This is a genomic window from Pseudoalteromonas sp. CR1, from assembly GCF_019392235.1.
Classification (GTDB): Bacteria; Pseudomonadota; Gammaproteobacteria; order Enterobacterales; family Alteromonadaceae; genus Pseudoalteromonas.
The window spans coordinates 174,697-199,512 of record NZ_JAHXRM010000006.1 but is presented as its reverse complement, the minus strand read 5'-3'; the positions used below and the strand labels follow the sequence as shown (position 1 = coordinate 199,512).

Below are 24,816 nucleotides of genomic sequence, written 5' to 3'. Positions count from 1 at the left end.
ACAAAAATGAATAATTATGCAGCAGTTGTTTAGTCAACTTGACAGTTTGATGCGATAAACCACCAAAGTTTACAACTATGGTCGAAAATATCGCAAAATAGGCCCGATAAATTTGTTTTTAGGCGCTAATTTCATTATCTTAAGGGCCACAAGTATTTCCTACCTCAAATGACGGAGAATTCCAATGAAAGTTGCTGTATTAGGTGCTGCAGGCGGTATCGGTCAAGCATTGTCTTTACTATTAAAAACAGGCTTACCGGCTGGTTCTGAATTATCACTTTACGATGTTGCACCAGTTGTACCAGGTGTTGCTGTTGACCTATCACACATCCCAACTGATGTTAAAGTAGCAGGTTTTGGCGCAGACGATTTAAACAAAGCGCTTGAAGGTGCTGACATTGTTTTAATCCCAGCGGGTATGCCACGTAAACCAGGTATGGATCGTGCAGATTTATTTAATGTAAATGCCGGTATCATCAAAACACTAGCTGAAGGCATTGTTGCTAGCTGTCCTAAAGCACTTGTGGGTATTATTACTAACCCAGTAAACGGCACCGTACCTATTGTTGCTGAAGTGTTTAAAAAAGCAGGCACATACGATGCAAGCCGTGTATTTGGTATTACTACGCTTGACGTCATTCGTTCAGAAGCATTTGTTGCTGAACTTAAAGGTGTAGACGTTGCTACAGTTAAAGTACCTGTAATTGGTGGTCACTCTGGCACAACTATTCTTCCTCTTCTTTCTCAAGTTGAAGGTGTTACTTTCACTGAAGACGAAGTTGCTGCGCTTACTCCACGTATCCAAAATGCAGGTACTGAAGTAGTAAATGCTAAAGCCGGTGGTGGTTCAGCTACATTATCAATGGGTGCTGCTGCAGCACGTTTTTGTATGTCTTTAGTTAAAGGCCTACAAGGTGAAGAAGTTGTAGACTACGCATATGTTGCTGTTGAAGATGGTGATGCAGAGTATTTTGCACACCCAGTACGCTTAGGTAAAAACGGCGTTGAAGAAATTCTTTCTTACGGCGAACTTAGCGCTTTTGAAGAAAAAGCGAAAAACGACATGCTTGAGACTCTGAAAAAAGACATCAAAGAAGGTGTTGATTTCATGGCGTAATAGCCAAATTGAGCATTAAAAAAGCCTGCATTTGCAGGCTTTTTTGTTGATCTAAATTTATTTACATCGAGCCACTAAATATTAATGGTCACGGTCCACTGCTATGCGGGCTAAGCTGACTAATGCGTGTTTGTAATCAGATTCAGGTAAAAAGTTTAGGCAAGCAATTGCTTTATCAGCTTCTAATTCGGCTTTTTTCATTGTGAACTCTAAAGCATTGGTATGCTTTAACGCATCTAATATAGCCTCTAAATTGTCCATTCCGTTACTGTGCTCAATGGCGTCTCGGATAAGCTGTTTTTGCTCACTGTTACCATGTTGCATCGCATATATGAGCGGTAGGGTAGGTTTTCCCTCGGCTAAATCATCACCAATATTTTTACCTAGCTGGTCTGCATCGGCATTATAATCCAGCACATCGTCAACAAGTTGAAATGCCGTGCCTAGGTGCATGCCATACAAGTTTAACGCATTGAGAGTGGCTTCATCATTGTCGGTAATAATGGCTGCAAGCCCAGTTGCAGCTTCAAACAACTTAGCTGTTTTAGAGTAAATAACTTGCATATAGCTGGCTTCGGTTGTGTCTGGATCGTTGCAATTCATAAGTTGCAGCACTTCACCTTCAGCAATAATATTGGTTGCATCAGCAAGTATTTGCATAATTTGCATTTTGCCCAAACCGACCATCAACTGAAATGAGCGCGTGTAGATAAAGTCGCCAACTAATACGCTTGCAGCATTACCAAATTCAGCGTTAGCTGTAGGCGTGCCTCGGCGCAAATTTGACTCGTCAACAACGTCGTCGTGTAATAAGGTCGCGGTGTGAATAAACTCAACAATGGTCGCAAGCGTAATGTGGTCTTTACCTGTATATCCTAGCGCTTTGGCTGCTAGAATAGCTAACATAGGGCGAACGCGTTTGCCGCCGCTGTTAACTATGTATAAACCAAGTTGGTTTACTAACGCCACATCTGAGCGCATTTGCGCATGTATAAGTTGATTGACGTCATTCATATCGCTTTCTATTAACGCCTGGATAGCTTTTATATCCATTGATCTCCGAGCCAATTTTTATGTGTGAACGGCGCAGATTGTACAACAAAAAACGCACTAGCTCGATATTTTGTGACGATTGATTTAAAAAACCCACTTAAAGTGCTTAATAAGTGCTTAATTTAATAACAAGTCTGTTTAATTATTGGGCAGTAAAAGTGATTTTTGAGTTTGTAGAATGAACTGCACAGGTTGCATTTTGCTCAGTAGGATTATTTTTACAAAGAGTTAAAAAGCGCTTGGCAAAAGGCTTAATTAATATAAAATAGAGAAAATATTGAATTGCTCTCAAAGCAGCTACTTTTTATTCATTTTAATTACAAAATAGGCTTGCTAGTTATTTCGCGTTAGCGTAAACTTCGCGCCCTATCGAAGAATATTTTAGTTGCACCGATTTGAGGGTGCACAGACGGAGTTAATTATGTACGCGGTTTTCCAAAGTGGTGGTAAACAGCATCGTGTGACTGAAGGTCAAACGATTCGTCTTGAAAAATTAGACGTTGAAACTGGTGCGGCAGTTGAATTTGATTCAGTGCTTTTAGTTGCTGATGGTGAGAAGATCGAGATCGGTGTACCGTTCGTAAACGGTGGTAAGATAACAGCTGAGGTTGTTTCACATGGTCGCGGTGAGAAGATTAAGGTTGTTAAATTTAGACGCCGTAAGCATTCTCGTAAGCAAATGGGCCACCGTCAATGGTTCACAGAAGTTAAAATCACTGGCATTAGCGCTTAATTAGAGGTACTTAGAAATGGCACATAAAAAAGCAGCTGGTAGTACTCGTAACGGTCGCGATTCAGAAAGCAAACGCCTAGGTGTTAAGCGTTTTGGTGGCGAATCAGTTCTAGCGGGTAGCATCATTGTTCGTCAGCGTGGAACACGTTTCCACCCTGGTACAAACGTAGGTATAGGTAAAGACCACACTATCTTCGCAAAAGCAGATGGTAAAGTTCAGTTTGAACAAAAAGGTCCTTTAAACCGTAAATACGTAACTATCGTAACTGAGTAATCAGTCAGGTAGTTAAAAAACCCCGCCTTTGCGGGGTTTTTTGTTTTGAGAAAAAAATATATACCAAAGCCAAGCCTGCAATCGGCTTGGCTTCGGTATATAATGTATAAATTAGCAAGCCAATCCCTAAAGTGAGTAATCATGAAGTTTGTAGATGAAGTAGAAATTCGCGCAGAGGCCGGAGACGGCGGAAGCGGTATCGTGTCTTTCCGACGTGAAAAATATGTCCCAGATGGTGGGCCTGACGGCGGTGACGGTGGAGACGGTGGTAGTGTTTATCTACAGGCTGATGAAAACTTAAATACCCTTATTGATTATCAGTTTGAGCGCTTTCACAGAGCTGAGCGCGGTACAAACGGGCGTAGCCGTAATTGTACAGGAAAAAAAGCAGATGATTTATTTGTAATGGTGCCAGTGGGTACGCGTATTACCGATGTTGATACGCAAGAAGGGCTTGGGGATTTGACTCAACATGGTCAACGAATTTTGGTTGCAAAAGGTGGTTTCCACGGCTTGGGGAATGCACGTTTTAAATCAAGTACTAACCGAGCGCCTCGTCAAAAAACATTAGGTACCCCCGGTGAAGTACGTAACTTAAAACTAGAGCTACTACTATTAGCCGATGTGGGCTTATTAGGTTTACCAAATGCAGGTAAATCAACGTTTATCCGCAGCGTGTCAGCAGCAAGGCCAAAAGTAGCCGATTACCCATTTACAACACTTATTCCTAATTTAGGTGTGGTGCGCCCTGAAGCTAACAAGTCATTTGTAATAGCTGATATACCAGGGTTAATTGAAGGTGCATCTGATGGTGCTGGTTTAGGTATTCGTTTCTTAAAGCATTTAGAGCGCTGTCGTGTGTTATTGCACATCATTGACGTAATGCCTGTGGATGGATCAAATCCAGTCGATAATGCGTTTGCAATTATAAACGAACTGCATCAATACAGTCCTAAGCTTGCAGAAAAGCCGCGTTGGTTAGTATTTAATAAAATAGACTTATTGCCTGAAGATGAAGCACAAGCATTATGCGATGCGATTGCACAAGAGCTAGGTGAGTCTGAAAATATCTATAAAATTTCAGCTATTAACAAGCTGCATACTCAACCGCTTATACACGACATTATGACATTGCTTGACAGCATGCCTAAAGAGAAGTTTGAGCAAGTTGAAGATGAAGAAATAGAATTTAAATGGGATACCTACCATCAAAAAGCCACCAAAGGCGACGATGATGATTGGGATGACTGGGATGAAGATGATTACGATGTAGAAGTAGTTTACGAACGTTAATTTTCATTAAATATAAAAAGGAGCAGTGGCTCTTTTTTTGTTTTTTAATAGTAAAGTATTAGGTGTTTAATGTGATTATTTCAATGATTGCCGCCATGGCAAATAACCGTGTTATTGGTCTTGATAATAAAATGCCGTGGCATTTACCTGCAGATCTCCAACATTTTAAAGCCGTTACTACAGGCAAGCCTGTGATCATGGGCCGTAAAACTTTTGAGTCTATTGGCCGTCCTTTACCTGGTAGACGCAATATTATTATAACGCGCAACAATGAATATAAGGCCGAGGGTATTGAAACGGTAACAAGCCCAGAGGCCGCGCTGAGCTTGGTTTGTGATGTTGATGAAGTGATGATTATTGGTGGTGGAAATGTTTATCAGCAGTTTTTAACACAAGCTGAGCGCTTATATTTAACCTTTATTGACCTCGATGTTGAAGGCGATACACAGTTCCCTGATTACCAAGCTATTGCAAATTGGGAAGTGAAAGAAGAGCAATCTAAACAGCCAGACGAAAAAAATAAACATAGTTATACATTCGTAACTTTATATAAATACTGCTAACATTATTGCGTAAGGTTAACTAGGTTGGTACAATATTAACCAGTTAATGTAGGAATAAAGTACCAAACAAGGGTCAACAATGTTTAAATTATCAAAGTTAGTTGTTATTGCTGCTATTGCTGCAGGTTCACTTTCGTACACAGCTCCTGTAAAGGCTGATGATCAACTAGCAATATCTATTTGCGAGTATATCGCAGCAGATGATAAAAACCGTTTACGTAGCAAGTTAAAAAGCTCTCGTGTAAAAATTCGTAACATATATGATTCTATTCAATGTAACGGTAATAACTTATTGCGTCATGCTGTTGCCAGCAATGCAGTAAATGCAGGTGAGTATATTGTTAAAAACTTATCTAAAAGTTCATTGTCAGACGGTGCCGACATAGCCTGGGCTGAAGGCAATCACGCAGGTTCTGCGCTTATTCCTGTAATTAAAGACCGTGCTGGTTTGTAATTATTAGTAATTTAAAAAAAGCCGCGATTATCGCGGCTTTTTTGTTGCTGGAAAAATAATTGACTATTTAGAGGCCGATATTACTGAGTAATATCGGCCTCTATCTGTCTGAGTACTCTGATCAGCTTTTATCATGTTTATTTATGAATGTCTCAGTTCACTCACTTATAAATGCTTCACCTTCAATCATCCATTTAGCTGCAGGCTGACCTTTTAGGTAATGATCGAAGTACTGCATCATACGGACTGAAAAATCGACCTGATTAGGAAACTTTTTCAAGTGATGTGGTTCGCCTTCGTACTGTAAAAAGGTCGCATCTTTGCCTGCACGACGAAGTGCTAAATAATACTGTACGCCTTCGTGCCAAGGCACCGCATCGTCTTTGTCACCAAACATAATTAAGATTGGCGTATTTACTTTATCAGCAAAAAATACGGGTGAGTTTTCAATATACAACTCTGGCGCCTCAAATAAGTTTTTACCTATGCGGCTTTGCCCTGTTTCGTACTGAAACTGGCGAGCAAGGCCTGACTTTAAGCGTATGCCACTGTATGCGCTGGTCATGTTAGATACCGGCGCGCCTGATACAACCGCTTTAAACATATCTGTTTGGGTGATCATAAATGCACTTTGGTACCCGGCCCATGAGTGACCTTGCAAGCCAATTTTGTTTGGATCGGCAATACCTAGATCTATTAACTTTTGGGTAGCGTTGATCATGGTTTGCGTTGACGATTTGCCCGGGTGACCTATTTCAAAACGAATATCGGGTAAAAAGATGGCGTAGCCATTTGATGTAAACATTGGGAAATTAGGGCGATGATTTAACTCCATTTTAGGAAAATCAAACATACGCTGGCTCATGTAACGATAAAAATAAACGACAACAGGCACTTTATCGCCTTTTTTGTAACCGTCAGGTTTTATTAAAACACCTTGCAAGTCTTCACCATCAAAGCCTTTGTAGCTAATCAGTTCAGGTTTTTCACCCCAAGCAAAATTTGCGGTTTGAGGGTTCAAATCAGTTACTTTTTGTGTGCTTAAAAAGCTTAAGTCGGTTTGATATAAATCTGGGAACTGATGATAAGTCTGTTCTGTAAATAGGTATTTATCTGCTTTCTTGGCTTTTTTAACAATATCAAAACGTTTATCACCACTGAGTACTTTAGTGATGGTCGTGTTTTCTAAATCAAGCTTAGCCACTTCGCTTTGCTTTGTTTGAAGGTTAACAGCAGTAACTAGCAGTGTTTCATCTTGTTTAAAGCCTACCTGGTTTCTATCAAGCTTAATGACGCGATACTGTGTATTAGTCTGCTTTCCATTTGTTAAGCGTTTAGCTTGCTTGGTGTTTACATTAAACGCCCAAATATCATATTTGCTATAAGCAAGTACTTGGCTGCTATCGCTCATCCAGCCTGCAAAACCATAGCCTGGTTGATCTGATGGGTAATCGTGTTTGTCGTCGGCAAAGATTGCTTTTAGGGCTTGTGTAACCGGAGTAACCTTATTGTTAGCTAATTCTTTTAGTTGTATTTGGTTGTCGGCAAAGTAAGCCGCAAATAAGCCATTAGGAGAAAGAGAAGGTCTAAAAGGGCTGTTAGTCACAATAGGAGTTTGCTTGCCTGTATTGATGTTTACGGCGTAGTAATCTGCAAAAAAGCCGCCATACATTATTTTTTCTAAATAGGGAGTGTTTGACGAGCCCAGCAAGGAAGTATCGCGCTCTGTATTAAGAGCAACACTCGGCATTGCAGGGGTACTCAGTTGAACTACTTCTTGTGAATTTACATGATATACGGCTTCGTAGTGACGGTGCTTATTAACCGCGTTCCATTGTTGTTTCTCGCGTGGTTTTATCTCTGGGTCTTTGTTATGCCAAATATCCAAGCCTTTTTGCTCGCGAATGGTCTCAATGTCATAGAGTGAGGTTTCATCTACGAATTCTTTTGCTTTTACTTTCGCTGCAAGTTTTGGTCGGTTTTCAAAGTATAAGCGTTTGCCGTTTTCTGACCAGCTTAGTTTTGCAGTTTTGCCTATAGTCCACTCTTTGTTTGAAGATTCAATAGTTAAAAGTGTTTCGTTTTTCCATAATTGTAGTGAGTGGTTTCGTCGGCGAGTATCTTCGTTTACATAATTACCCAATGTAAATGCCACGGTTGTTTCGATTGGGTGCCACGCTATTTTATTCGCAACAACACCGGGTTCATCAATTAGCACTTCACTTTTAAAAGATGTTAGTGAGATTAGCTTTATTTGGTTGTCGTTACCATCAGGGTAACTTTGGCTTAGCAAAAGCTGATCATTAGTAGCACTTATACTGTAACTAAAAACGTTATCAATAGTTTCACTTTGTTGGTTTTTTAAATTAATAATAACGAGCGGGTAAACCTTGTCTTTTTTGTCAGGTGAAATGGCGCTGCTGTCTTCCTCTTCACTCTCATCCTTGGTTTTTTTTTCTTCATTATCAGTTTTATCTGCTTTTATATCTGAGCGATAAGCAAGCCATACCCCATCGTTTGATAATGCGTAGTCTTTTACATTTTCAAAACTTTTTTGCTCACCTGTTTCAGTATTCACTAGCACTAAGTTATTTTTAAGCGTGTTTTTTTTCTTGGTGGTTTCTTTTTCGAGTAATGTGGGTACTTGCGTAAAAGCAACCCAGTTAGCCGCTTTGTTTATAAGCGGCTTTGTACCTCGTTCAACTTCACTTATTAAGCTGTTATTTGTTAAAGAGTATACTTGCCCTGTCGCATTGCCGCGATATGGCGTAGCACTCAAAGATAAAATACGACCATCTTCAGACAGCTGTGTGCCTTTGGCTGATTTGAAGTTAAATACGTCTGTAAATTCTAATGCATCTTTTGCACTAGGCGCGGTGCTGACTAAGCTAGTAATAAATGCGCTACTGAGTAGGGTGAGCTTTGTTTTCATTATTGAGTCTCGTTTTTTAACATTATTTGATTGTAACGAGTTTGGCTAATATTTCGACCAGATAGGATAAAAAGGCAGGTAGCGACGATAAGTAACAGGTATAAACAATAAAACGACCATTTGGTCGTTTTATTTAGATTAAACTTGGCAATTTAAATGAGTTTAAAGCCAGATTTTTTGTAGCTCAGGCCATTGTTTTTCAAACTGAACACTGGGCTTCGTCTTAAAGTCACTGCGAACAAATTGATTCATTTTTCCTTCAACGTAAGCAAGTAAAAAGTTAGCTAGTGTAAGTTCATCACTTTGAAAGTTTTTACCTTCACGAAGTTTTCGTTCTCTGAGGACTTGCTTAAGTTGAGTTTCTAATTTTTCAAAAAAGCTTTGTACGCGTTCACGTAAGCGCTCTTGCTCACCTTGTAGTGCATCACCTGTTAGAATACGAGTAATACCTGGGTTTTTTTCGGCGAACGTTAAAAGCAAGAGTAGAATATTATAAATGCGAGTTTGGCTTTCTTTTTCGTTTTCTAAAATGAGGTTGATGCGCGATAAAAGAGTATCTTCAATAAACTCAATCAAGCCTTCAAACATGCGCGCTTTGCTAGGGAAGTGACGATAAAGTGCCGCTTCAGATACGCCTACCTCTGCAGCTAATTTTGCTGTGGTGATACGCTGGCCCGGGCTTGTTTCTAACATTTGTGCGAGTGCTTGTAGTATTTGCTCTTTGCGATTACTTCTTTTTGTCGCAGGCATGAACATTCCTTTTTTATTAGTTATTTTTAGCTAGCGCTAATCATTTTTTGTTCAAATGAAAGACGTATGTTAATGTTTTATTCAGTTTGTTTCCAGCCTTTTTATAGATGTTTAGCCAGCTGTTCGATCACTTTTAGGGCAATTTCCGTTTTGCTATTTACAGCCAATTCTAACTGTTCATTTTGCCAATATAGGGTAAGCGCGTTTTGGTCAGAATTAAAGCCCAAGCCACTTAGCGATACGTCGTTTGCACAAATCATATCGAGGTTTTTATTGACTAGCTTACCTTTTGCATAGCTTTCTACGTTTTGCGTTTCGGCGGCAAATCCAACAGTGTATGGGCGGTTATGTTTAATATTAGCAACGGCGGCAATAACATCAGGGTTTTTTACCAAGGTGAGTGTTAGTTCGTCGCCTTGTTTTTTCATTTTTTGAGTCGCTACTTCTGCGGCTCTGTAATCTGCAACAGCTGCACAGCCTATAAACGCATCTGACTGTGGTGCATAGATTAGTGCTTCATTTAATAATTGCTCTGCACTTTCTATATTTATCAGGTTTACGCCAGTAGGGGCTTTAATAGTTACAGGGCCTGAAATTAAATTAACGTTAGCACCGAGTAGTAACGCCGCTTCTGCAAGTGCGTAACCCATTTTTCCAGAGCTATGGTTTGATATAAACCTAACAGGATCAAGAGGCTCACGGGTTGGGCCTGCCGTTATAGTAATTGTTTTACCGGTTAAAATTTGAGGAGGTTGCTTTTCAACACACAGCGCTACTAACTCATGTGGTTCAAGCATACGTCCTGCACCTACATCTCCGCAGGCTTGCTCTCCTTTACCCGGGCCCCAAATAAGTACGTTACGTGCTTTTAAGGTGGTTAGGTTTGCTTGCGTTGCTGCATGTGCATACATTTGCTGGTTCATGGCTGGGGCTACGGCAACTTTTGCTGGGGTCGCAAGTAGTAGGGTAGTCAGTAAATCGTCTGCAATACCAGATGCCATTTTAGCAATAATATTACACGTTGCAGGAGCAACTAAAATAAGGTCAGCCCATTTGGCAAACTCAATGTGTCCCATTGCAGCTTCGGCCGCAGGGTCGAGCAATGAATCCGATGCTATTTCGCCGCTAACGGCTTGCATTGTGAGTGGTGTAATAAAATGCTTAGCCGATTCGGTCATAACAACCTTTACTTCACAACCATGGTCTTTTAATCGTCTTACAAGCTCAGCGCATTTATAAGCTGCAATTCCACCGCTAATACCCAATACAATTTTTTTGTTTGTTAACGTCATCATGGTTGTCTATCAATCTTATTAAATATTGCGCCTAAAATAACAAATCTTTTACGGTTCAGCTAAGTTTTTAATTTAAAATTGCAGGCTAAATTTTAATTTTGCATTACATTTATAAGACAGCTTGTTACTCAAGGATGAAAAATGCAATTGACCTCTCTGCCTAATTCTTTGCGCCCGCGTGAAAAGCTCATTGAAAAAGGCGCTAAAGCGCTAAGTGATGCAGAACTTCTCGCCATATTTTTACGTACAGGGCTCCCGGGAATGAATGTGATTGAGTTAGCTCAACACTTACTGAACGAAAATAAAACCTTACATAACTTGTTTAATGCCAGTATGGATGAGTTTTGTTCACAAAAAGGGTTGGGAACGGCAAAGTACGTTCAATTACAAGCGGTGCTTGAATTAAGCCAGCGTTATATGCAGGAGCGCTGCCAACGCGATGCCGTGTTTAACTCCCCCAACTCAGTATATGATTATTTGACGATTCAAATGCGTGGGCTACAGCAGGAAGTGTTTATGGTGCTTTATCTTGATAGCCAAAACCGCTTAGTAAAAGATGAAATTCTTTTTTACGGCACAATTAATGCTGCTAGTGTGTACCCTCGTGAGGTGGTTAAAGCTGCACTGAAAAATAATGCCGCGGCCGTTATTTTTGCCCATAATCACCCAAGTGGGATTGCAGAGCCTAGCCAAGCCGATAAACTTATTACTAATAAATTACAGCAAGCACTGCAATTAGTAGACATAAACGTACTTGACCATATCATTGTGGGAGGTGAAACATGCGTTTCGTTTGCCGAGCGAGGCCTTATTTAACTCTCTTTAATATAGAAATGTGCTAAAAATGAGCGGTTTAATGCATTTTAGCAAATTAGTTTAATTTAAATGCAGTTTTTACTTTCCCTAAGGGCATTCGATCTTTATAATTGGCCGCTATCAAATTTACATATGAGCTGGTTGGATAGATCAGTATTTGATCTTTGCCTGTAAAAGCTGTATAAAGAGCGCCCTTCGATTTATCTAGGGCAGAAATACACGGCCTTAGATTAAATTAAGCTCGAGCGAAGTTATTGGAGATATATAGACATGTCTAAAGTATGTCAAGTTACAGGTAAGCGTCCAGCGGTTGGTAATCACCGTTCACACGCGAGAAACGCGACTAGACGTCGTTTCCTACCTAACCTACAAACACACCGTTTTTGGGTTGAAAGTGAAAAACGTTTTGTAACATTACGCACTACTACTAAAGGTATGCGTATTATTGATAAAAAAGGCATCGACACGGTTCTTACTGAAATCCGTGCTCGCGGCGTTAAAGTTTAAGGATCTGAATCATGCGCGATAAAATCCGTTTAGTTTCAACTGCCGGTACTGGTTTTTTCTACACTACTGACAAAAACAAACGTAACATGCCTGAGAAGATGGAAATCAAAAAGTTTGATCCAAAGATTCGTAAACATGTTGTTTTTAAAGAAGCTAAAATTAAATAATTTTAGTTCTTTTAGAATATAAAAACCCAGCTTAGGCTGGGTTTTTTGTTTTCTGGTGGTGAGTTAGCAATATATTTGAACTAGTACTTATATCAAACCAGCCACAGTACCAATCAATTTAAAAAGCTAAACCTGACGCTAATACCAATCAGCAATAATACTTAATCATTTTGCGGGGCTAAACGTGTCGCTACCTGCGTTAACCCCCTTCATTTAGAATAACTAAATAGCAATTTTTTGCCTAGCTATCAACACGCTTTTCCATCCTCAAAATAGGTCACCTAATTAAGCGAGTAAGCATTAAACCCAAATAAGCTGAAACCTTCTTACTCATAAAAAAGGCCAAACAGTCAGTTTGGCCTTTGCTATCCTAAAGATTATGAATTTACTATTATGGTTGGTATTGTCCGCTAATAGTTAAACCAGAAAAGGTTCTGTAAGCATTTACACTTAAATGCCATGTACCGGCTTGCGGGTTATTGAAGGTACATGTTTCAGCATTACCGTTTTTATATGGACGACAATCGTAGCTAGACGATGTTGGTTGACTACCAAACTTCACAAATAAATCAGCATCCCCCGTGCCACCAGAGCTGGTTACAGTAAATGTAGACATGCCCGCAGGTACATCTAGCGTGTAGTGTTTCCACTGACCAGCACTTGCACTTACATCACTCACAGTACCGCCACCTGCTTCAGGTGTGCCTGAACCGCCACCAGAAGATGCACCTGTAATATTACCGACTAAACTAACACCTGAATAAGCAGAGTAACCACGAAGCATTACATGGTATGTGCCTGCTGTTGGATTATCGATAGAACACTCTTCGCTGTTGCCGCCTTTGTAAGGACGACAGTCGTAGCTTGATGTCGTTGGTTGGCTTCCAGCACGAACGTATAGATCGGCATCACCTGTGCCACCGCTCATTGTAAACGTAACATTCGTTGCTCCGCTTGGTACGGTCATTGTGTAAAAGTCTTGTGCGTTAGCACCACCGCTTAACCCTGTTTTAGCTTCGCCATCAACAAGTTCACTATCACCTGTTGTAGGTGGTGTTGTGCCGCCACTTGCTGCGGCAACAGCAGCTGCTGCATCAACAATACCTGTACCACAGTTGTTACATGTTGCAGGGAATGAGCGTGTAGACGATTTTAAAATACTCTCTATTTCATCAGGTGTAGCATTTGGCTTTGCTTGCTTGATAAGTGCAGCTACACCCGCTACGTGCGGAGCCGCCATAGATGTACCTTGAGAGAATGAGTAGCTATCAGTCGATGGAGAAGACGATCCTGAGTTATACGTAGACAGAACACCTTCAGAGTCGTTAGCGAAGCTTTGCGCGCCACCTGGTGCTGCAACATCAATATTGCTACCGTAGTTTGAGTAATAAGCACGGCCACCATTTCGGCCAACAGATGCCACATTAACTACACCACTACAGTTACCTGGGTTGTAGTTAGCTGAGTTATCGTTGTCGTTACCTGCTGCAATAACAACAACAGCGCCATTGCTGCGAGCTGTATTGATTGCATTTTGTGTTGTAGAACTACAAGAGCCGCTGCCACCTAAGCTCATGTTAATAACATCAGCTGGATTAGGGTTTCCAGGGATGCCCGATACGTTACCGCCAGATGCCCAAATAATGCCGTCAGCAATATCAGATGTTAAACCACCACATTTACCAAGTACACGCACTGGAACTACTTTCGCATCATAAGCAACACCGGCTACGCCTTCACCATTATTTGTAACGGCCGCAACAGTACCTGCAACGTGAGTACCATGCCAGCTAGAACCTTGCGCACCATTATTACCACATTCACCGGCTGCTACTGCATCGCCCGGATCACGTGCATCGCTATCACGTCCGCCGCCATCATTAGCAACTGACAGGTTAGAAATCATATCGTAGCCTGGCAAAATATTAGCGTTTAAATCGGCATGAGGGCGGTAACCTGTATCAAGAACAGCCACTACTACACCACTACCTGTTGCGGTGTCCCAAGCCGTTGGTAAGTTTAGACCGCCAGCTTGCTCATAGTAGTGCCACTGGTCGCCATAGCGCGGATCGTTAGGTGTCGCAAAAGGTTTTAACATTTGGTCAACTTCAATGTACTCAACGTTGCCTGAATCAACCATTTCTTGCATAAACTCTTGCGCTTCTGCTGCGCTAAGCTTTTTATCAGCTCGCATAACGTGGTGGTTATTGAGTGCCATTGCGCGAATGTATTTTGCTTTAACCTTTCCTTTTTTAGAAGCAAAGTTTTTAACAAAGTTTTTTGCACGCGCTTTCATGTTTACAGGGCTTTCATCTGCAGTTGAATAACTCAGTGCGTCAAAATTGTTATTTTTATATTTAATGATGAATTGCGTTTCAAAGCCACTTTGATTTTGAAGTTTAGCCGTTGTATCTGCCACTGAAGGGCCAATTGCTTGTGCTGGGTTAGCCATGCTTGATGCAGTAGCAAAAAGCGTACTAATGGTAAGTGCTAATGCACACTTATTAAATGTCTTACTTGTTGTCATAATTTTCCCTAGATTTTTTATTAGTTATATCGTGATGGATTGTCACAATGCAGGTACAAAGGTAAATTATGTGTTAACAAAATTAAAATACTAAATCATTATGTCCCTATTTCATTTAGTTATAACGAGGGTTTTAAAGGGGTTTGTCATTGTTTTGTATTTGTCATACAAAACAAAAATGAGATAAAAGCATTGCTTTTTGATTTGTATTTTTAATACTTCTAAAAAGTAAAAAGTATATTTATTGTGTTATTTGTAATAATTAATTCTGTACATTGCTGGCGATTAAATTTTGCTATAATCGAGCAAATTGTTAAGTGAGATGAATAAATGACCCAGGTAGATGTAATTGTAATTGGCGCGGGCGCGGCAGGATTAATGTGTGCGGCGCAAGCCGGATATCGAGGCCGACATGTTACAGTGCTAGACATGGGTAAAAAGCCGGGTCGTAAAATTTTAATCAGTGGTGGCGGGCGCTGTAATTTTACAAACGAAAACGCCGCACCAGAAAACTATTTATGCGGTAATCCACATTTTGTTAAATCATGTTTGAGCCGTTACACACAACATGACTTTATTGAGCTGGTGGACCGCCACGGTTTGGCATACCATCATAAAACGTTAGGCCAGCTGTTTTGCGATAATAGTGCTCAAGATATTGTTAATATACTTCTTACCGAATGCGAGTGGGCGGGTGTAAACATAGCCTTGCGTAGTGAAGTGATTAATGTTCAAAAAACAGAGTCGGGTTACAGCGTTACTACAGAGCAAGAGACTTTGCATTGTGAGTCGTTAGTGGTTGCATCGGGTGGGCTTACTATGCCCAAATTAGGTGCTACACCGATTGGTTATAAAATTGCTGAGCAATTTGGGCTTAACGTATTACCTACTATGGCGGCGCTTGTGCCATTTACCCTTCATCAGCACGACAAAGAGCGCTTTGAAGGGCTATCGGGTATGAGTATTCCGTGCGAAGTCACAAGCGAAGACGGCACCACATTTAAAGAAAATATATTATTTACGCACCGTGGCTTATCTGGTCCTGCAATATTACAAATAAGCTCTTTTTGGCGTGCAGGGCAAGCTGTTACCATTAACCTACTTCCAGAGATAGGTTTAAAACAGCAGCTTGCAGATTGGCGAGAAACGCAATCGCAAAAATCATTAAAAAATAGCCTAGCAACAATACTACCTAAACGTTTTATTGAAATATTACATGAAAGCGCTGCAATACCTGATTGTAATATTAATCAGCTTACTCATAGTCAAATTGACGAGCTTGCTAATTATATCCACGCGTGGCAAATAAAACCTAATGGAACTGAAGGGTATAGGACGGCTGAAGTCACCCTTGGTGGTATAAATACAGATGAACTAAGCTCTAAAACGTTTGAAGCCAAAAAATCAAAAGGCTTGTATTTTATAGGGGAAGTTACCGATGTAACTGGTTGGCTTGGTGGGTATAACTTTCAGTACGCTTGGAGTTGTGGCTTTGCAGCGGGGCAATACGCGTAGTTATTTTATTCATTGTTAAATACAGCGCACTCATATTACACTTACTACTTATGTGGTTAATATGAGTGTTCTGATGTTAAAGCATGTTTTAATTGTTTTTTTGCTTTTTTATATAAGCCAGGGTGTAAAGGCTTCTGAAAATTTAAGTGATCATGAAGTGTTTTGTATGCAATCAGACCAAGACTGCTTAACCTACATTAAATCTCGCCTTTTAAATGCGCAAAAGAACTCCTCTAATTGGTATAAATTGAAAACATACGAATTTGACTATTATTTTGATTATCAAGAATTCGATAACCTTCATAGCGCATTAAGCCCCTTTGTTGACCAAGAAGAATTACCTGGTGCATTTAAAATACAAGTTTATTTTTATTATGCTAAATCACTTAATTACTTAGGTAATAAACAACAAGCAAAAGCCTATGCGGCAAAAGCATTTGCTCAACTTGATGAAATTTATAATGTATTTGGTGATCCTTTAAGGCTTGTAGAGCTGGCTAATTTACAGCACATATTTGGTGATAAAAAAAAGGCTCTTCGTGTATTGCTCGATGCTGAGCAGCGCTATGCAAAAAGTAATGATGTTATTTTTCACTTTGAGTTACACATTAATAAAGGGCATATTTTTTATAACTGGCAACAGTACCCTCAAGCGATAGAAAGTAACTTAAAAGCCTATAACGCTATAAAAAATACAGAGCATGATGCAAAAACGGCAATAGCATTAGGTAATTTAGCGTTTTCTTATTTTAAACATAATGACTTTAATAACGCTGTAAAATATTTCAAAACTGCGTTCAATTACATCGAACCGGATAGCATTTACCACGCAACCTACAGTTTACGTTTAGCGCAATCATATTGGGAGCTGGGTAATAAAACGCAAGCAACTTTGTGGTTAAATAAAATAGATATAGATAATGTCGAACTCTCAAAAAGCCATGCAAAAGTTTATGATGAACTAAAAAGTAAAATCTAAAACTGGTTTGTTCAATCTAGTGTTCGATTTTGGTAATTAAATCTCATTGATAGCAAGGCAAAAATTTAGTAAAAATAATTGTCCTAAATTAGGCGTTTTAAATATTATTTGAGTTATATTTTTCCTCGACTTGATTAAGGCTTACTGCGGGATTGTAGTTTGTGCTTTAAGTTTAAAAATAAAAAAGCCGATACTGCATATGCAATATCGGCTTTTTAGTGTTATTTATTAAAGCTATTAGGCTTTAGCAAACGCATCTTGTAGTGGTGGTACTACTTGCTTTTTACGGCTTAATACACCGTCTAACCATACTTTATCATTTTCTGGTTTTACGCCGTAAGCCTGCTCAACTAGGTTTGCATCGTCAGATACAATCAGCATTTGTGAACCTTCTTTCATGATATCGGTAAGCAGTAAAAATACAGAGTGGCGGTTGCCTTCTGCTTTTAACTTAGCAATATCAGCTTCAAGGTCAGCTTTAATATCGTCAAATACAGCAAGGTCGATTACTTCTAGTTGGCCAATGCCTACTAGGTTACCGTTCATGTTGAAATCTTTAAAGTCACGCATAACTAAGTCACGTGCAGGTGTATCTTCTACTGCAGACTTAACGCGGAACATATCCATGCCTAGTTCTTTAAAGTCTTCAATACCCGCAATTTCAGCAAGTGCTTCAACACATTTAATATCGGCAGTGGTACAGGTAGGTGATTTAAATATTACGGTGTCGCTTAAAATTGCACACATCATAATACCAGCGATGTCTTTAGGGATTTCTACGCTGTAAAAATCGTACATCATTTTAATAATGGTGTTTGAACAACCTACAGGGCGAATCCAACATTCAAGCGGAGTAGATGATGTTAAGTCACCTAATTTATGGTGATCTACCACGCCAACAACACGGGCTTGGTCGATATCATCAGGGGCTTGTGTTTTTTCTGTGTGATCCACAATATACACATCTTCGCCAGCGTAGCTTAGTTTAAGCTCCGGGGCTTCGAAGCCAAATTTACCAAGGATAAATTGAGTTTCTGGTGAAACATCACCAAGACGAGTTGGTATTGCCGGCTCATCAATTTGGTTTTTTAAATAAGCCAGTGCAATTGCACCACAAATAGAATCTGAATCTGGGATTTTATGGCCCACTACATACATAGACATTGACGGAACTCCTTTAAATTTGTCGATATTCTAACAAAGTCTGTGCTCTTTAACATATAGACAGTGCAATTAAGTTTTAGTTACACTTTAAAATATTGAATTTACTAGGTGTATAACTATGCGACTGGGCCGTAAAGGGTGGAACAACGTTATAATCTTCTCGATGTTGATTATGATTTTCTTTTTAAATGGCTGGCATAAGCAGTTTTTAAGTGCTGAAAAAGAGCCTACATTGCAAGCTGTATTACCTGCACAAAGCTTTGTTTTAACACTCAGTTTTGTTGATCAAAAAATTGAGCGTATTGGTACTAGTTGGCGTACAACTGCGATAAAGAAAGACGCACCTGTTTTTTGGTCTGCATCTGAACTTCAATTACAAGAGCTTGTTAACCTTTGGCAAGGTATTCAGCTTTTGGTGGTTAATGAATCGGTGGTGTTTAACCCCAATGCGCCTTTGTTTGTTGCCACATTTGAACTAGCTGGAGAAAGTTTGCCTTGGGTATATTTACTTTACAAAGGAAATAAGCAGTATTACTTGCTAGAAAAAAGTACTCAGCGTGTATTTGCACTTGATATAAATGCGGCAAAGCAGCTGTTTCCTAGTTATGATTTTTCACTAAGTGAGCCTAATTAATGCCTGAATTACCAGAGGTAGAAGTGAGCCGTATGGGGATCACTCCCCATATAAAAAACCAAGTTGTCACTAAGGTTAATATTTATAATGCCAGTATGCGCTGGCCTGTACCTGATGATGTTTACCAGCTAGAAGGGTTAACGGTTACTAGTATTGAGCGCCGTGCAAAATATTTATTACTGCATTGTGAGCTTGGTAGCACTATTTTACATTTAGGTATGTCGGGCAACTTACGGGTTGTAGATAAAAGCGAGCCTTTAAAAAAGCACGACCATGTAGAATTTGTATTTGGTAATAATAAGGCACTGCGCTTAAACGATCCACGCCGCTTTGGCTGCTGCTTGTGGCAAGAGCCAGATCAAGTACATAAGTTGCTTTCAAAGCTTGGGCCAGAGCCACTTACGGATGATTTTTTTGCAAAGCGGGTGTACGAACAGTCGCGCAATAAAAAAGTACCGGTTAAACAGTTTATTATGGATAACGCTGTGGTTGTTGGTGTAGGAAATATTTACGCTAATGAGTCATTGTTTAAAGCAGGGATACATCCAAAACGCGAAGCTGGGAAGGTTTCTCTTAAACGCTATCAAGCACTTATTCCGATAATAAAAGACACGTTAGCGGCCGCTATTACCCAAGGTGGTACAACCCTTAAAGATTTTGCACAAAGTGATGGTAAGCCAGGCTATTTTGCACAAGAGTTATTAGTGTATGGGCGAAAAGGAAAGCCCTGTTTAACGTGTGATAATGAGTTAGAAGAAATAAGGCTGGGGCAGCGTAGTACCGTTTTTTGTTCACATTGCCAAAAGTAACTACCTTTACTTTTTTAATGCTACAAAGAAAACCCCGTTAACACAGTGTGCTAACGGGGTTTTTAATATATTCAAAGCGTTTTATACTTTAAATTCGTCTACCGATAAACGCAGCTCTTCGGCTAGTTTTGCAACTTCAGAACTTGAGATGTTAGTTTGACTTGCGCCTTCAGCTGTTTGTTCTGCAATAGCAACAATAGACTCTAAACGTTCGCTAATTTCTTCAGCCACTTGTTGTTGTTCAAGTGCTGCTGTTGATATTTCTTCACTCACGTCATGGGCTTGTGATACCGCAAAGGTAATTGAATCAAGCGCGGTACTTGCTAGGTCAGTTTGCTCCACACACGATACCGCACGTTGCTTACCTTTAGTCATTGCTGTTACAGCCGCTTCTGCGCCCGTTTGTAGCGATTCAATCATTGATTGGATCTCTTGGGTCGATTCTTGCGTTTTACTTGCCAGTGAGCGTACTTCGTCTGCTACAACGGCAAAGCCTCGGCCGTATTCACCTGCACGGGCGGCTTCGATTGCGGCGTTAAGCGCGAGTAAGTTAGTTTGATCTGCAATACCACGAATAACATCAAGTATGCTGCCAATCGATGCGCTATCTTGATGAAGCTTATTAATAACTTGTGAAGCGTCATCGACTTCGCGCGCAAGTTGCTCGATAGTTGCTTTGTTATTGTTTGAAATACCTTTAACACGTTCAGCTTCTTTATCTGCGTTTTTAATTTCGCTTAATGCTTGCTGTGCACTATTACTTACTGTTTGCGATGTGCTGCTCATTTCAGTCGTTGCTGTTGCTGCTTGCTGCACTTGTGCCTGCTGATTGCTAATAGCTTGGCTTGATTCAGCAGTAATGGCTGAGGTTTCTTCTGATGCAGCTGCTAATTGAGTAGAACGAGAAATAATACCTTTAATTAAGCTGCGTAAGCTGTCTATTAAGGTATTACAGCTTTTTGATAGCTCGCCAAATTCGTCTTTAGCGCTGTCATCTAAGCGTTGAGTCATATCACCACTGGCTACAATATCTAAAATTCTGTTTACTTCGGCAAGTGGTTTTGTAATACGGCTTACGGTTATATATGCAATGGCGATGGCAAGTAAAGTTGCGATAACCATGCCAACCCACGTCCATAAATTTGCTGAGTCTACGTCATTACGAACGCCTTTTTGCAGCTCAAAAGCAACATTACTTGCTTGCGAAACTAACTCGTCAATTTGATTAAGCGCTATTTTTGTTGCGGCTTCTGAATCGGCTAGCTCTTTTTCAGTGAGCGCAATTGAATCAATTAAACGTTTTTTATTCGCGGCTAAACTGTTATTACCTTTTACGTTACTCTCAAGTGCTTCAACATGCTCTTTGAGGTCATTAAACAAGTCGCTATGGCTTTGCTCAATAGCCGGTTTAATTAGCGCAACAGTGCGTGTTACTTCTTCAAGGTAATAGGTTTGCTCGCTTTTAACGATATCTAATGTGGTTAACGTTTTTACTGTTAACATATCGGTACTGTTGGTAACCACCGACATAAAGTTATTTTCTAAATTATTTGCAGCTTGAAAAGCGCGAGGGTGGTCTTGTTCAAACCCCTCTATATCTATTATGTCTAAAACGACTGAGTTAGCGTCTTCAGCACTAAGCTCAATGGCTTCAATTTGTGCAGAGAGTGTTTTATTTAGCGCCAGTTGTTTATTTTTATCTTCGAGTAAGTTTTCGACAATACTTAAAAAGTTTTCATAGGTTTGCTCAACACTTTGGCTGCTTTTGCTTAGTTCAGGATCGTTTTTAACAACGCTCTGAAGCTGTGCATGGAGCTCGTTGAATGATTTTTTTTGTTCGAATACTCTTTTTTTAATGGGTTCAAGTTCACTTGCCGATGAAGTATAAAAACTTGCTTGTGCTGCTTTACTCATTAATATGAATTCAGCTTGTAGCTCTGAACTTTTGTTTAATGCAGGTAATGATAGCTGGTTCACCTGCTGAGTAGAACGGTCTATATTAGCTATTTTAATTAACGAATTGCCGCCAATAATTAAAAGTAATAGCGTGATAAATATAAAACCACCCCAAATACGTTGGCTCACTGTTAGATTCATATGGATTTCCACTCAAAGATACTTTAATTAAAACTTATCGGCTTTTATTCGGATAAGTTAAGTAATTAAAATCAATTACTTTAATTAATTTTAACTATTAGTTTATAAATCTAACAGATGTATTGGAATTTTTCAGGTTATTTAGGTAAAAAGAGTCACTTTTCTATAAATAGATTTTTTGTTTTAAGTTCCATTAACGTCATCCCGTTACCCCATACACAGCCAGTGTCTAAGGCATGAACATGGTTAACCCCTGTTTTACCCTCAAGAGATGCCCAGTGACCAAAAACAATATCATTCTTAAGTATGGCAATGTTAGGGTGCATAAACCAAGGTGTTAACGAATTACTATCTGCTATTGCGCCTTTTGCATTAAGGTCAAGCATATTATTGCGGGTTAGAAAACGCATTCGGGTAAAGTAATTGACTATGTATCTAAATTTTTCATAGTCATTAAGTGTTGTTGACCACGCTTTAGGATGAGGAGAGTACATATGCTCAAAAAAGTTTTTTGCATTCCCTGATTGATAACAACTTTGAGCAAACTGTGCGTGTTGCAATGCCTCTTCAATTGACCAATCAGGATTAAGTCCTGCGTGTGAAATAAAGCAATTATGTGTTTCTAAATATAAAGCGAGTGGTTGGGTTTGTAAAAAAGAGATGTAACGTTTAAGCAAGTTGCTTTTAAATATAGGGGCTAATTTATCTTTTGGGTTAGTCGGCTTATTTAAAAAGTGGCAAGCAATCATGTGTAAGTCATGATTACCCAGTGTGATGGTCATGCTATCTTGATGTTGATAGATGAAATCAATGCAAGCAAGTGAGTCTGGCCCACGGGCAACAATGTCACCAACTAAATATAGGTGATCTTTACTTGGGTTAAATTCAACCCGTTGTAATAAGGTGCTAAATTCTTTAAAGCACCCTTGTAAATCACCTATTGCATAATCGGCCATGTAGCGTTTTTGCTAATGCAAAATATTAGGGCAAGCTAAACGAAACACATTGATAGGTGCTTCAAACTCTGCACCAAACTCGTTGCGTAGCGTGTAGTGGCCTTGCATTGTACCTACTGGAGTGTCTAGGATAGCACCACTGGTGTATTTGTAACTTTCACCTGGGCCAATTGTTGGGGTTTCGCCAACAACGCCTTCGCCTTCAACTTCAACTTCTTTGCCGTTTGCGTCTGTAATTAACCAATAACGGTGCAATAGCTTAGCACTGCATAAGCTATGATTTTTTATTGTTACAGAGTAAGCAAATACGTACTTTTCGATTTCAGGTTGAGATTGACCTTCAACATAAAATGTTTCTACAGACACCTTTACAGGTGACCCAATATTACTGCTCTTTGTCATAAATCCAGTTAGCTATATCGATAAATTGTTGTAGAGACAAGCTTTCAGCACGTAATGTAGCATCAATACCTATGCTTGCCATTTCATCGGCTGTTAGTAAGTTGCCAAGACTGTTTCGTAATGTTTTACGACGTTGATTAAACGCTTCTAAACAGACTGTGTTGAGTATTTTTACGCTTTTGGCTGTACGTTGCTCTGGCTTTTTAGGAATTAAGCGAATAACTGCAGAGTCAACCTTAGGGGCAGGCTTAAAGCACTCTGGTGGCACTTCAATTACAGGCATTGCATTACAGTAGTACTGAGTCATTACACTTAAACGACCAAACGTTTTACTACCAGGGCCTGCAACCATGCGTTTTACAACTTCCTTTTGAAGCATAAAGTGCATGTGCTCAATGTTATCGGCAAACTCAAAAAGATGAAATAACAATGGCGTAGAGATGTTATAAGGTAAGTTACCAAACACTTTTAACTTTTTGTCATCTTTAACTAAGCTTGCAAAGTCGTATTTCATTGCATCGCCTTGATTTACTGTTAATTTTGGCCCTAAAAAAGGGTGTTCAATTAAGCGTTTTGCAAGGTCTTTATCTAGCTCTACAACCGTTAGGTGTCCGCTAAGTTCAGCTACAGGCTCGGTGATTGCACCTAGGCCTGGGCCTATTTCTACTAAATTATCTTCTGGTTTAGGATCGATTGCTGAAACTATTTTATCGATGATCATTTCATTGAATAAAAAGTTTTGTCCAAAACGTTTTCGGGCGCGGTGTCCTAAATGTACTTTATCGGTCATTGATTCTGTGCTTTTTCATGGGCGAGCTTGATTGCTTCGCGGATCGCTAATTCAAAACTTCCAACATCAGCGGTGCCTGTACCAGCTAAATCTAGCGCTGTACCGTGGTCAACTGAAGTGCGAATAAAAGGTAAACCCAACGTGATATTCACCGATTTACCAAATCCTTTGTATTTTAGCACAGGTAAACCCTGATCGTGATACATAGCAAGTACGGCATCGGCTTCAGAAAGGTATTTATCTTGAAATAATGTATCGGCAGGTAGTGGGCCAATTAAATTCATACCCTGGCTTCTTAAAATATCAAGGGTAGGGGTAATTGTATCTATTTCTTCACGACCTAAGTGACCATCTTCACCTGCGTGTGGGTTTAGCCCACAGACTAATATACGCGGCTTTTCAATACCAAACTTGGTACGTAAGTCGTGATCTAAAATAGTGGCAACCTTGGTCAGGCGGTCTTCGGTGATTGCACGAGAAACATAAGCCAGTGGAATATGTGTTGTCACAAGCGCAACACGAAGTCCTTCAGTGGCTAATAACATGACAACATCTGCTGTGTTTGACTGCTGTGCAAAATACTCAGTATGGCCACTGAACGAAATACCGGCTTTATTAATAATGCCTTTATGAACAGGGCCTGTAACTACAGCATCGAATGTGCCATCCATGTTTTTTTCGCTTGCGATACGCAAGGTGTCTAACACGTATTGGCCATTAGCATCGTTAAGTACGCCTAGCTCTACATCATCACCTAAATTGACTTGATGAATATACACACAGCCTTCAGGTGTTGCTTTAGCGGGAGCGTTTTCATCAAACTCAATTAGGTTGATAGGTAAACCTAACAGCTTTGCTCGTTCTTTTAATAGTTTGGCATCAGCAAGCACAACAAGTTGTGCGTCCCATGCTTGCTGAGCAAGCGTAATAAGCAAATCTGGACCAATACCGGCAGGTTCCCCTGGTGTAATTGCTACTCTTAAGGTCAT

Annotated in this window: 24 protein-coding genes; 13 read left to right on the top strand and 11 right to left on the bottom strand. The window is 39.9% G+C overall.

Going from position 1 to position 24,816, the window contains the following annotated elements; translation table 11 throughout:
- The first annotated feature begins 184 nt into the window (after positions 1–184).
- Positions 185–1,117, top strand: a complete 933-nt coding sequence (gene mdh / locus KZZ04_RS07980) for a malate dehydrogenase (protein ID WP_058404500.1) — start codon at positions 185–187, stop codon at positions 1,115–1,117.
- A gap of 81 nt (positions 1,118–1,198) precedes the next feature.
- Here the strand turns inward: mdh and ispB are convergent, their stop codons facing one another.
- Positions 1,199–2,170, bottom strand: coding sequence for an octaprenyl diphosphate synthase (gene ispB, locus KZZ04_RS07975; RefSeq protein WP_058404499.1), 972 nt, complete (start codon positions 2,168–2,170; stop codon positions 1,199–1,201).
- A 421-nt stretch (positions 2,171–2,591) separates the two neighbouring features.
- On the opposite strand from ispB, the gene rplU reads away from it, so the two are divergent.
- From rplU to KZZ04_RS07950, 5 genes are all read left to right on the top strand, one after another.
- On the top strand, positions 2,592–2,903 hold the full coding sequence (gene rplU, locus KZZ04_RS07970; protein ID WP_006794538.1) for a 50S ribosomal protein L21: 312 nt from the start codon (positions 2,592–2,594) through the stop codon (positions 2,901–2,903).
- 16 nt (positions 2,904–2,919) lie between these two features.
- Positions 2,920–3,177 carry a 50S ribosomal protein L27 gene (gene rpmA / locus KZZ04_RS07965; protein ID WP_002957747.1) on the top strand — a complete coding sequence of 86 codons (258 nt, stop codon included), beginning with the start codon at positions 2,920–2,922 and terminating at the stop codon, positions 3,175–3,177.
- Between the two features lie 141 nt (positions 3,178–3,318).
- The gene (gene cgtA, locus KZZ04_RS07960; RefSeq protein WP_058404498.1) at positions 3,319–4,470 is read left to right on the top strand and encodes an Obg family GTPase CgtA; all 1,152 of its coding nucleotides are present in this window, start codon (positions 3,319–3,321) and stop codon (positions 4,468–4,470) included.
- 71 nt (positions 4,471–4,541) lie between these two features.
- Positions 4,542–5,033: a type 3 dihydrofolate reductase gene (gene folA, locus KZZ04_RS07955; RefSeq protein WP_219422338.1), complete on the top strand. Its 492-nt coding sequence runs from the start codon at positions 4,542–4,544 to the stop codon at positions 5,031–5,033.
- A 79-nt stretch (positions 5,034–5,112) separates the two neighbouring features.
- Positions 5,113–5,487 carry a DUF3718 domain-containing protein gene (locus KZZ04_RS07950; RefSeq protein ID WP_219422337.1) on the top strand — a complete coding sequence of 125 codons (375 nt, stop codon included), beginning with the start codon at positions 5,113–5,115 and terminating at the stop codon, positions 5,485–5,487.
- 157 nt (positions 5,488–5,644) lie between these two features.
- Here the strand turns inward: KZZ04_RS07950 and KZZ04_RS07945 are convergent, their stop codons facing one another.
- From KZZ04_RS07945 to coaBC, 3 genes are all read right to left on the bottom strand, one after another.
- The gene (locus KZZ04_RS07945) at positions 5,645–8,419 is read right to left on the bottom strand and encodes a prolyl oligopeptidase family serine peptidase (RefSeq protein ID WP_219422336.1); all 2,775 of its coding nucleotides are present in this window, start codon (positions 8,417–8,419) and stop codon (positions 5,645–5,647) included.
- 162 nt (positions 8,420–8,581) lie between these two features.
- Positions 8,582–9,169, bottom strand: a complete 588-nt coding sequence (gene slmA / locus KZZ04_RS07940; protein ID WP_058404494.1) for a nucleoid occlusion factor SlmA — start codon at positions 9,167–9,169, stop codon at positions 8,582–8,584.
- Between the two features lie 101 nt (positions 9,170–9,270).
- Positions 9,271–10,464, bottom strand: coding sequence for a bifunctional phosphopantothenoylcysteine decarboxylase/phosphopantothenate--cysteine ligase CoaBC (coaBC, locus tag KZZ04_RS07935; RefSeq protein WP_138529148.1), 1,194 nt, complete (start codon positions 10,462–10,464; stop codon positions 9,271–9,273).
- A 141-nt stretch (positions 10,465–10,605) separates the two neighbouring features.
- On the opposite strand from coaBC, the gene radC reads away from it, so the two are divergent.
- The 3 genes from radC to rpmG all read left to right on the top strand — a co-directional run bounded on the left by radC (position 10,606) and on the right by rpmG (position 11,954).
- Positions 10,606–11,280, top strand: coding sequence for a DNA repair protein RadC (radC, locus tag KZZ04_RS07930; protein ID WP_058404492.1), 675 nt, complete (start codon positions 10,606–10,608; stop codon positions 11,278–11,280).
- A 270-nt stretch (positions 11,281–11,550) separates the two neighbouring features.
- On the top strand, positions 11,551–11,787 hold the full coding sequence (gene rpmB / locus KZZ04_RS07925) for a 50S ribosomal protein L28 (RefSeq protein WP_004335549.1): 237 nt from the start codon (positions 11,551–11,553) through the stop codon (positions 11,785–11,787).
- A gap of 11 nt (positions 11,788–11,798) precedes the next feature.
- Complete coding sequence (rpmG, locus tag KZZ04_RS07920; RefSeq protein WP_058404491.1) at positions 11,799–11,954, top strand: 50S ribosomal protein L33; 156 nt, start codon at positions 11,799–11,801, stop codon at positions 11,952–11,954.
- Between the two features lie 391 nt (positions 11,955–12,345).
- Here the strand turns inward: rpmG and KZZ04_RS07915 are convergent, their stop codons facing one another.
- Entirely contained in the window at positions 12,346–14,481 is a 2,136-nt protein-coding gene (locus KZZ04_RS07915) for a S8 family peptidase (RefSeq protein WP_138529144.1), read from the bottom strand.
- Positions 14,482–14,811: 330 nt separating this feature from the next.
- On the opposite strand from KZZ04_RS07915, the gene KZZ04_RS07910 reads away from it, so the two are divergent.
- Positions 14,812–15,996, top strand: coding sequence for an NAD(P)/FAD-dependent oxidoreductase (locus tag KZZ04_RS07910; RefSeq protein ID WP_219422335.1), 1,185 nt, complete (start codon positions 14,812–14,814; stop codon positions 15,994–15,996).
- 166 nt (positions 15,997–16,162) lie between these two features.
- Complete coding sequence (locus KZZ04_RS07905; RefSeq protein WP_235591518.1) at positions 16,163–16,975, top strand: M48 family metallopeptidase; 813 nt, start codon at positions 16,163–16,165, stop codon at positions 16,973–16,975.
- A 237-nt stretch (positions 16,976–17,212) separates the two neighbouring features.
- Here the strand turns inward: KZZ04_RS07905 and KZZ04_RS07900 are convergent, their stop codons facing one another.
- Complete coding sequence (locus KZZ04_RS07900; protein ID WP_219422334.1) at positions 17,213–18,139, bottom strand: manganese-dependent inorganic pyrophosphatase; 927 nt, start codon at positions 18,137–18,139, stop codon at positions 17,213–17,215.
- A gap of 118 nt (positions 18,140–18,257) precedes the next feature.
- On the opposite strand from KZZ04_RS07900, the gene KZZ04_RS07895 reads away from it, so the two are divergent.
- Together KZZ04_RS07895 and mutM are read left to right on the top strand one after the other, a co-directional pair.
- Positions 18,258–18,773, top strand: a complete 516-nt coding sequence (locus tag KZZ04_RS07895) for a hypothetical protein (RefSeq protein WP_058405760.1) — start codon at positions 18,258–18,260, stop codon at positions 18,771–18,773.
- The gene (mutM, locus tag KZZ04_RS07890; RefSeq protein WP_058405761.1) at positions 18,773–19,582 is read left to right on the top strand and encodes a bifunctional DNA-formamidopyrimidine glycosylase/DNA-(apurinic or apyrimidinic site) lyase; all 810 of its coding nucleotides are present in this window, start codon (positions 18,773–18,775) and stop codon (positions 19,580–19,582) included. Before KZZ04_RS07895 ends, mutM begins: the two co-directional genes overlap by 1 nt.
- 81 nt (positions 19,583–19,663) lie before the next feature.
- Here the strand turns inward: mutM and KZZ04_RS07885 are convergent, their stop codons facing one another.
- From KZZ04_RS07885 to pdxA, 5 genes are all read right to left on the bottom strand, one after another.
- Positions 19,664–21,679 (bottom strand): methyl-accepting chemotaxis protein, encoded by a 2,016-nt coding sequence (locus KZZ04_RS07885; RefSeq protein ID WP_058405762.1) that lies wholly within the window; start codon positions 21,677–21,679, stop codon positions 19,664–19,666.
- 155 nt (positions 21,680–21,834) lie between these two features.
- The gene (locus KZZ04_RS07880; protein ID WP_219422333.1) at positions 21,835–22,635 is read right to left on the bottom strand and encodes a symmetrical bis(5'-nucleosyl)-tetraphosphatase; all 801 of its coding nucleotides are present in this window, start codon (positions 22,633–22,635) and stop codon (positions 21,835–21,837) included.
- 12 nt (positions 22,636–22,647) lie between these two features.
- The gene (gene apaG / locus KZZ04_RS07875; protein WP_006793227.1) at positions 22,648–23,037 is read right to left on the bottom strand and encodes a Co2+/Mg2+ efflux protein ApaG; all 390 of its coding nucleotides are present in this window, start codon (positions 23,035–23,037) and stop codon (positions 22,648–22,650) included.
- Positions 23,021–23,827, bottom strand: a complete 807-nt coding sequence (gene rsmA / locus KZZ04_RS07870) for a 16S rRNA (adenine(1518)-N(6)/adenine(1519)-N(6))-dimethyltransferase RsmA (RefSeq protein ID WP_058405764.1) — start codon at positions 23,825–23,827, stop codon at positions 23,021–23,023. Before rsmA ends, apaG begins: the two co-directional genes overlap by 17 nt.
- Entirely contained in the window at positions 23,824–24,816 is a 993-nt protein-coding gene (pdxA, locus tag KZZ04_RS07865) for a 4-hydroxythreonine-4-phosphate dehydrogenase PdxA (protein ID WP_058405765.1), read from the bottom strand. The genes rsmA and pdxA overlap by 4 nt, the downstream gene beginning before the upstream one ends.

What these genes read in the sequence shown, in the direction of transcription:
- rpmB (WP_004335549.1), top strand. Translation starts at nt 11,551, where the DNA reads ATGTCTAAAGTATGTCAAGTTACAGGTAAGCGTCCAGCGGTTGGTAAT.
- rpmA (WP_002957747.1), top strand. Translation starts at nt 2,920, where the DNA reads ATGGCACATAAAAAAGCAGCTGGTAGTACTCGTAACGGTCGCGATTCA.
- coaBC (WP_138529148.1), bottom strand. Translation starts at nt 10,464, where the DNA reads ATGATGACGTTAACAAACAAAAAAATTGTATTGGGTATTAGCGGTGGA.
- KZZ04_RS07905 (WP_235591518.1), top strand. Translation starts at nt 16,163, where the DNA reads ATGCAATCAGACCAAGACTGCTTAACCTACATTAAATCTCGCCTTTTA.
- KZZ04_RS07885 (WP_058405762.1), bottom strand. Translation starts at nt 21,679, where the DNA reads ATGAATCTAACAGTGAGCCAACGTATTTGGGGTGGTTTTATATTTATC.
- rsmA (WP_058405764.1), bottom strand. Translation starts at nt 23,827, where the DNA reads ATGACCGATAAAGTACATTTAGGACACCGCGCCCGAAAACGTTTTGGA.
- KZZ04_RS07915 (WP_138529144.1), bottom strand. Translation starts at nt 14,481, where the DNA reads ATGACAACAAGTAAGACATTTAATAAGTGTGCATTAGCACTTACCATT.
- radC (WP_058404492.1), top strand. Translation starts at nt 10,606, where the DNA reads ATGCAATTGACCTCTCTGCCTAATTCTTTGCGCCCGCGTGAAAAGCTC.
- apaG (WP_006793227.1), bottom strand. Translation starts at nt 23,037, where the DNA reads ATGACAAAGAGCAGTAATATTGGGTCACCTGTAAAGGTGTCTGTAGAA.
- KZZ04_RS07910 (WP_219422335.1), top strand. Translation starts at nt 14,812, where the DNA reads ATGACCCAGGTAGATGTAATTGTAATTGGCGCGGGCGCGGCAGGATTA.
- KZZ04_RS07900 (WP_219422334.1), bottom strand. Translation starts at nt 18,139, where the DNA reads ATGTCTATGTATGTAGTGGGCCATAAAATCCCAGATTCAGATTCTATT.
- KZZ04_RS07895 (WP_058405760.1), top strand. Translation starts at nt 18,258, where the DNA reads ATGCGACTGGGCCGTAAAGGGTGGAACAACGTTATAATCTTCTCGATG.
- mutM (WP_058405761.1), top strand. Translation starts at nt 18,773, where the DNA reads ATGCCTGAATTACCAGAGGTAGAAGTGAGCCGTATGGGGATCACTCCC.
- KZZ04_RS07945 (WP_219422336.1), bottom strand. Translation starts at nt 8,419, where the DNA reads ATGAAAACAAAGCTCACCCTACTCAGTAGCGCATTTATTACTAGCTTA.
- rplU (WP_006794538.1), top strand. Translation starts at nt 2,592, where the DNA reads ATGTACGCGGTTTTCCAAAGTGGTGGTAAACAGCATCGTGTGACTGAA.
- slmA (WP_058404494.1), bottom strand. Translation starts at nt 9,169, where the DNA reads ATGCCTGCGACAAAAAGAAGTAATCGCAAAGAGCAAATACTACAAGCA.
- cgtA (WP_058404498.1), top strand. Translation starts at nt 3,319, where the DNA reads ATGAAGTTTGTAGATGAAGTAGAAATTCGCGCAGAGGCCGGAGACGGC.
- mdh (WP_058404500.1), top strand. Translation starts at nt 185, where the DNA reads ATGAAAGTTGCTGTATTAGGTGCTGCAGGCGGTATCGGTCAAGCATTG.
- ispB (WP_058404499.1), bottom strand. Translation starts at nt 2,170, where the DNA reads ATGGATATAAAAGCTATCCAGGCGTTAATAGAAAGCGATATGAATGAC.
- pdxA (WP_058405765.1), bottom strand. Translation starts at nt 24,816, where the DNA reads ATGACCTTAAGAGTAGCAATTACACCAGGGGAACCTGCCGGTATTGGT.
- KZZ04_RS07950 (WP_219422337.1), top strand. Translation starts at nt 5,113, where the DNA reads ATGTTTAAATTATCAAAGTTAGTTGTTATTGCTGCTATTGCTGCAGGT.
- rpmG (WP_058404491.1), top strand. Translation starts at nt 11,799, where the DNA reads ATGCGCGATAAAATCCGTTTAGTTTCAACTGCCGGTACTGGTTTTTTC.
- KZZ04_RS07880 (WP_219422333.1), bottom strand. Translation starts at nt 22,635, where the DNA reads ATGGCCGATTATGCAATAGGTGATTTACAAGGGTGCTTTAAAGAATTT.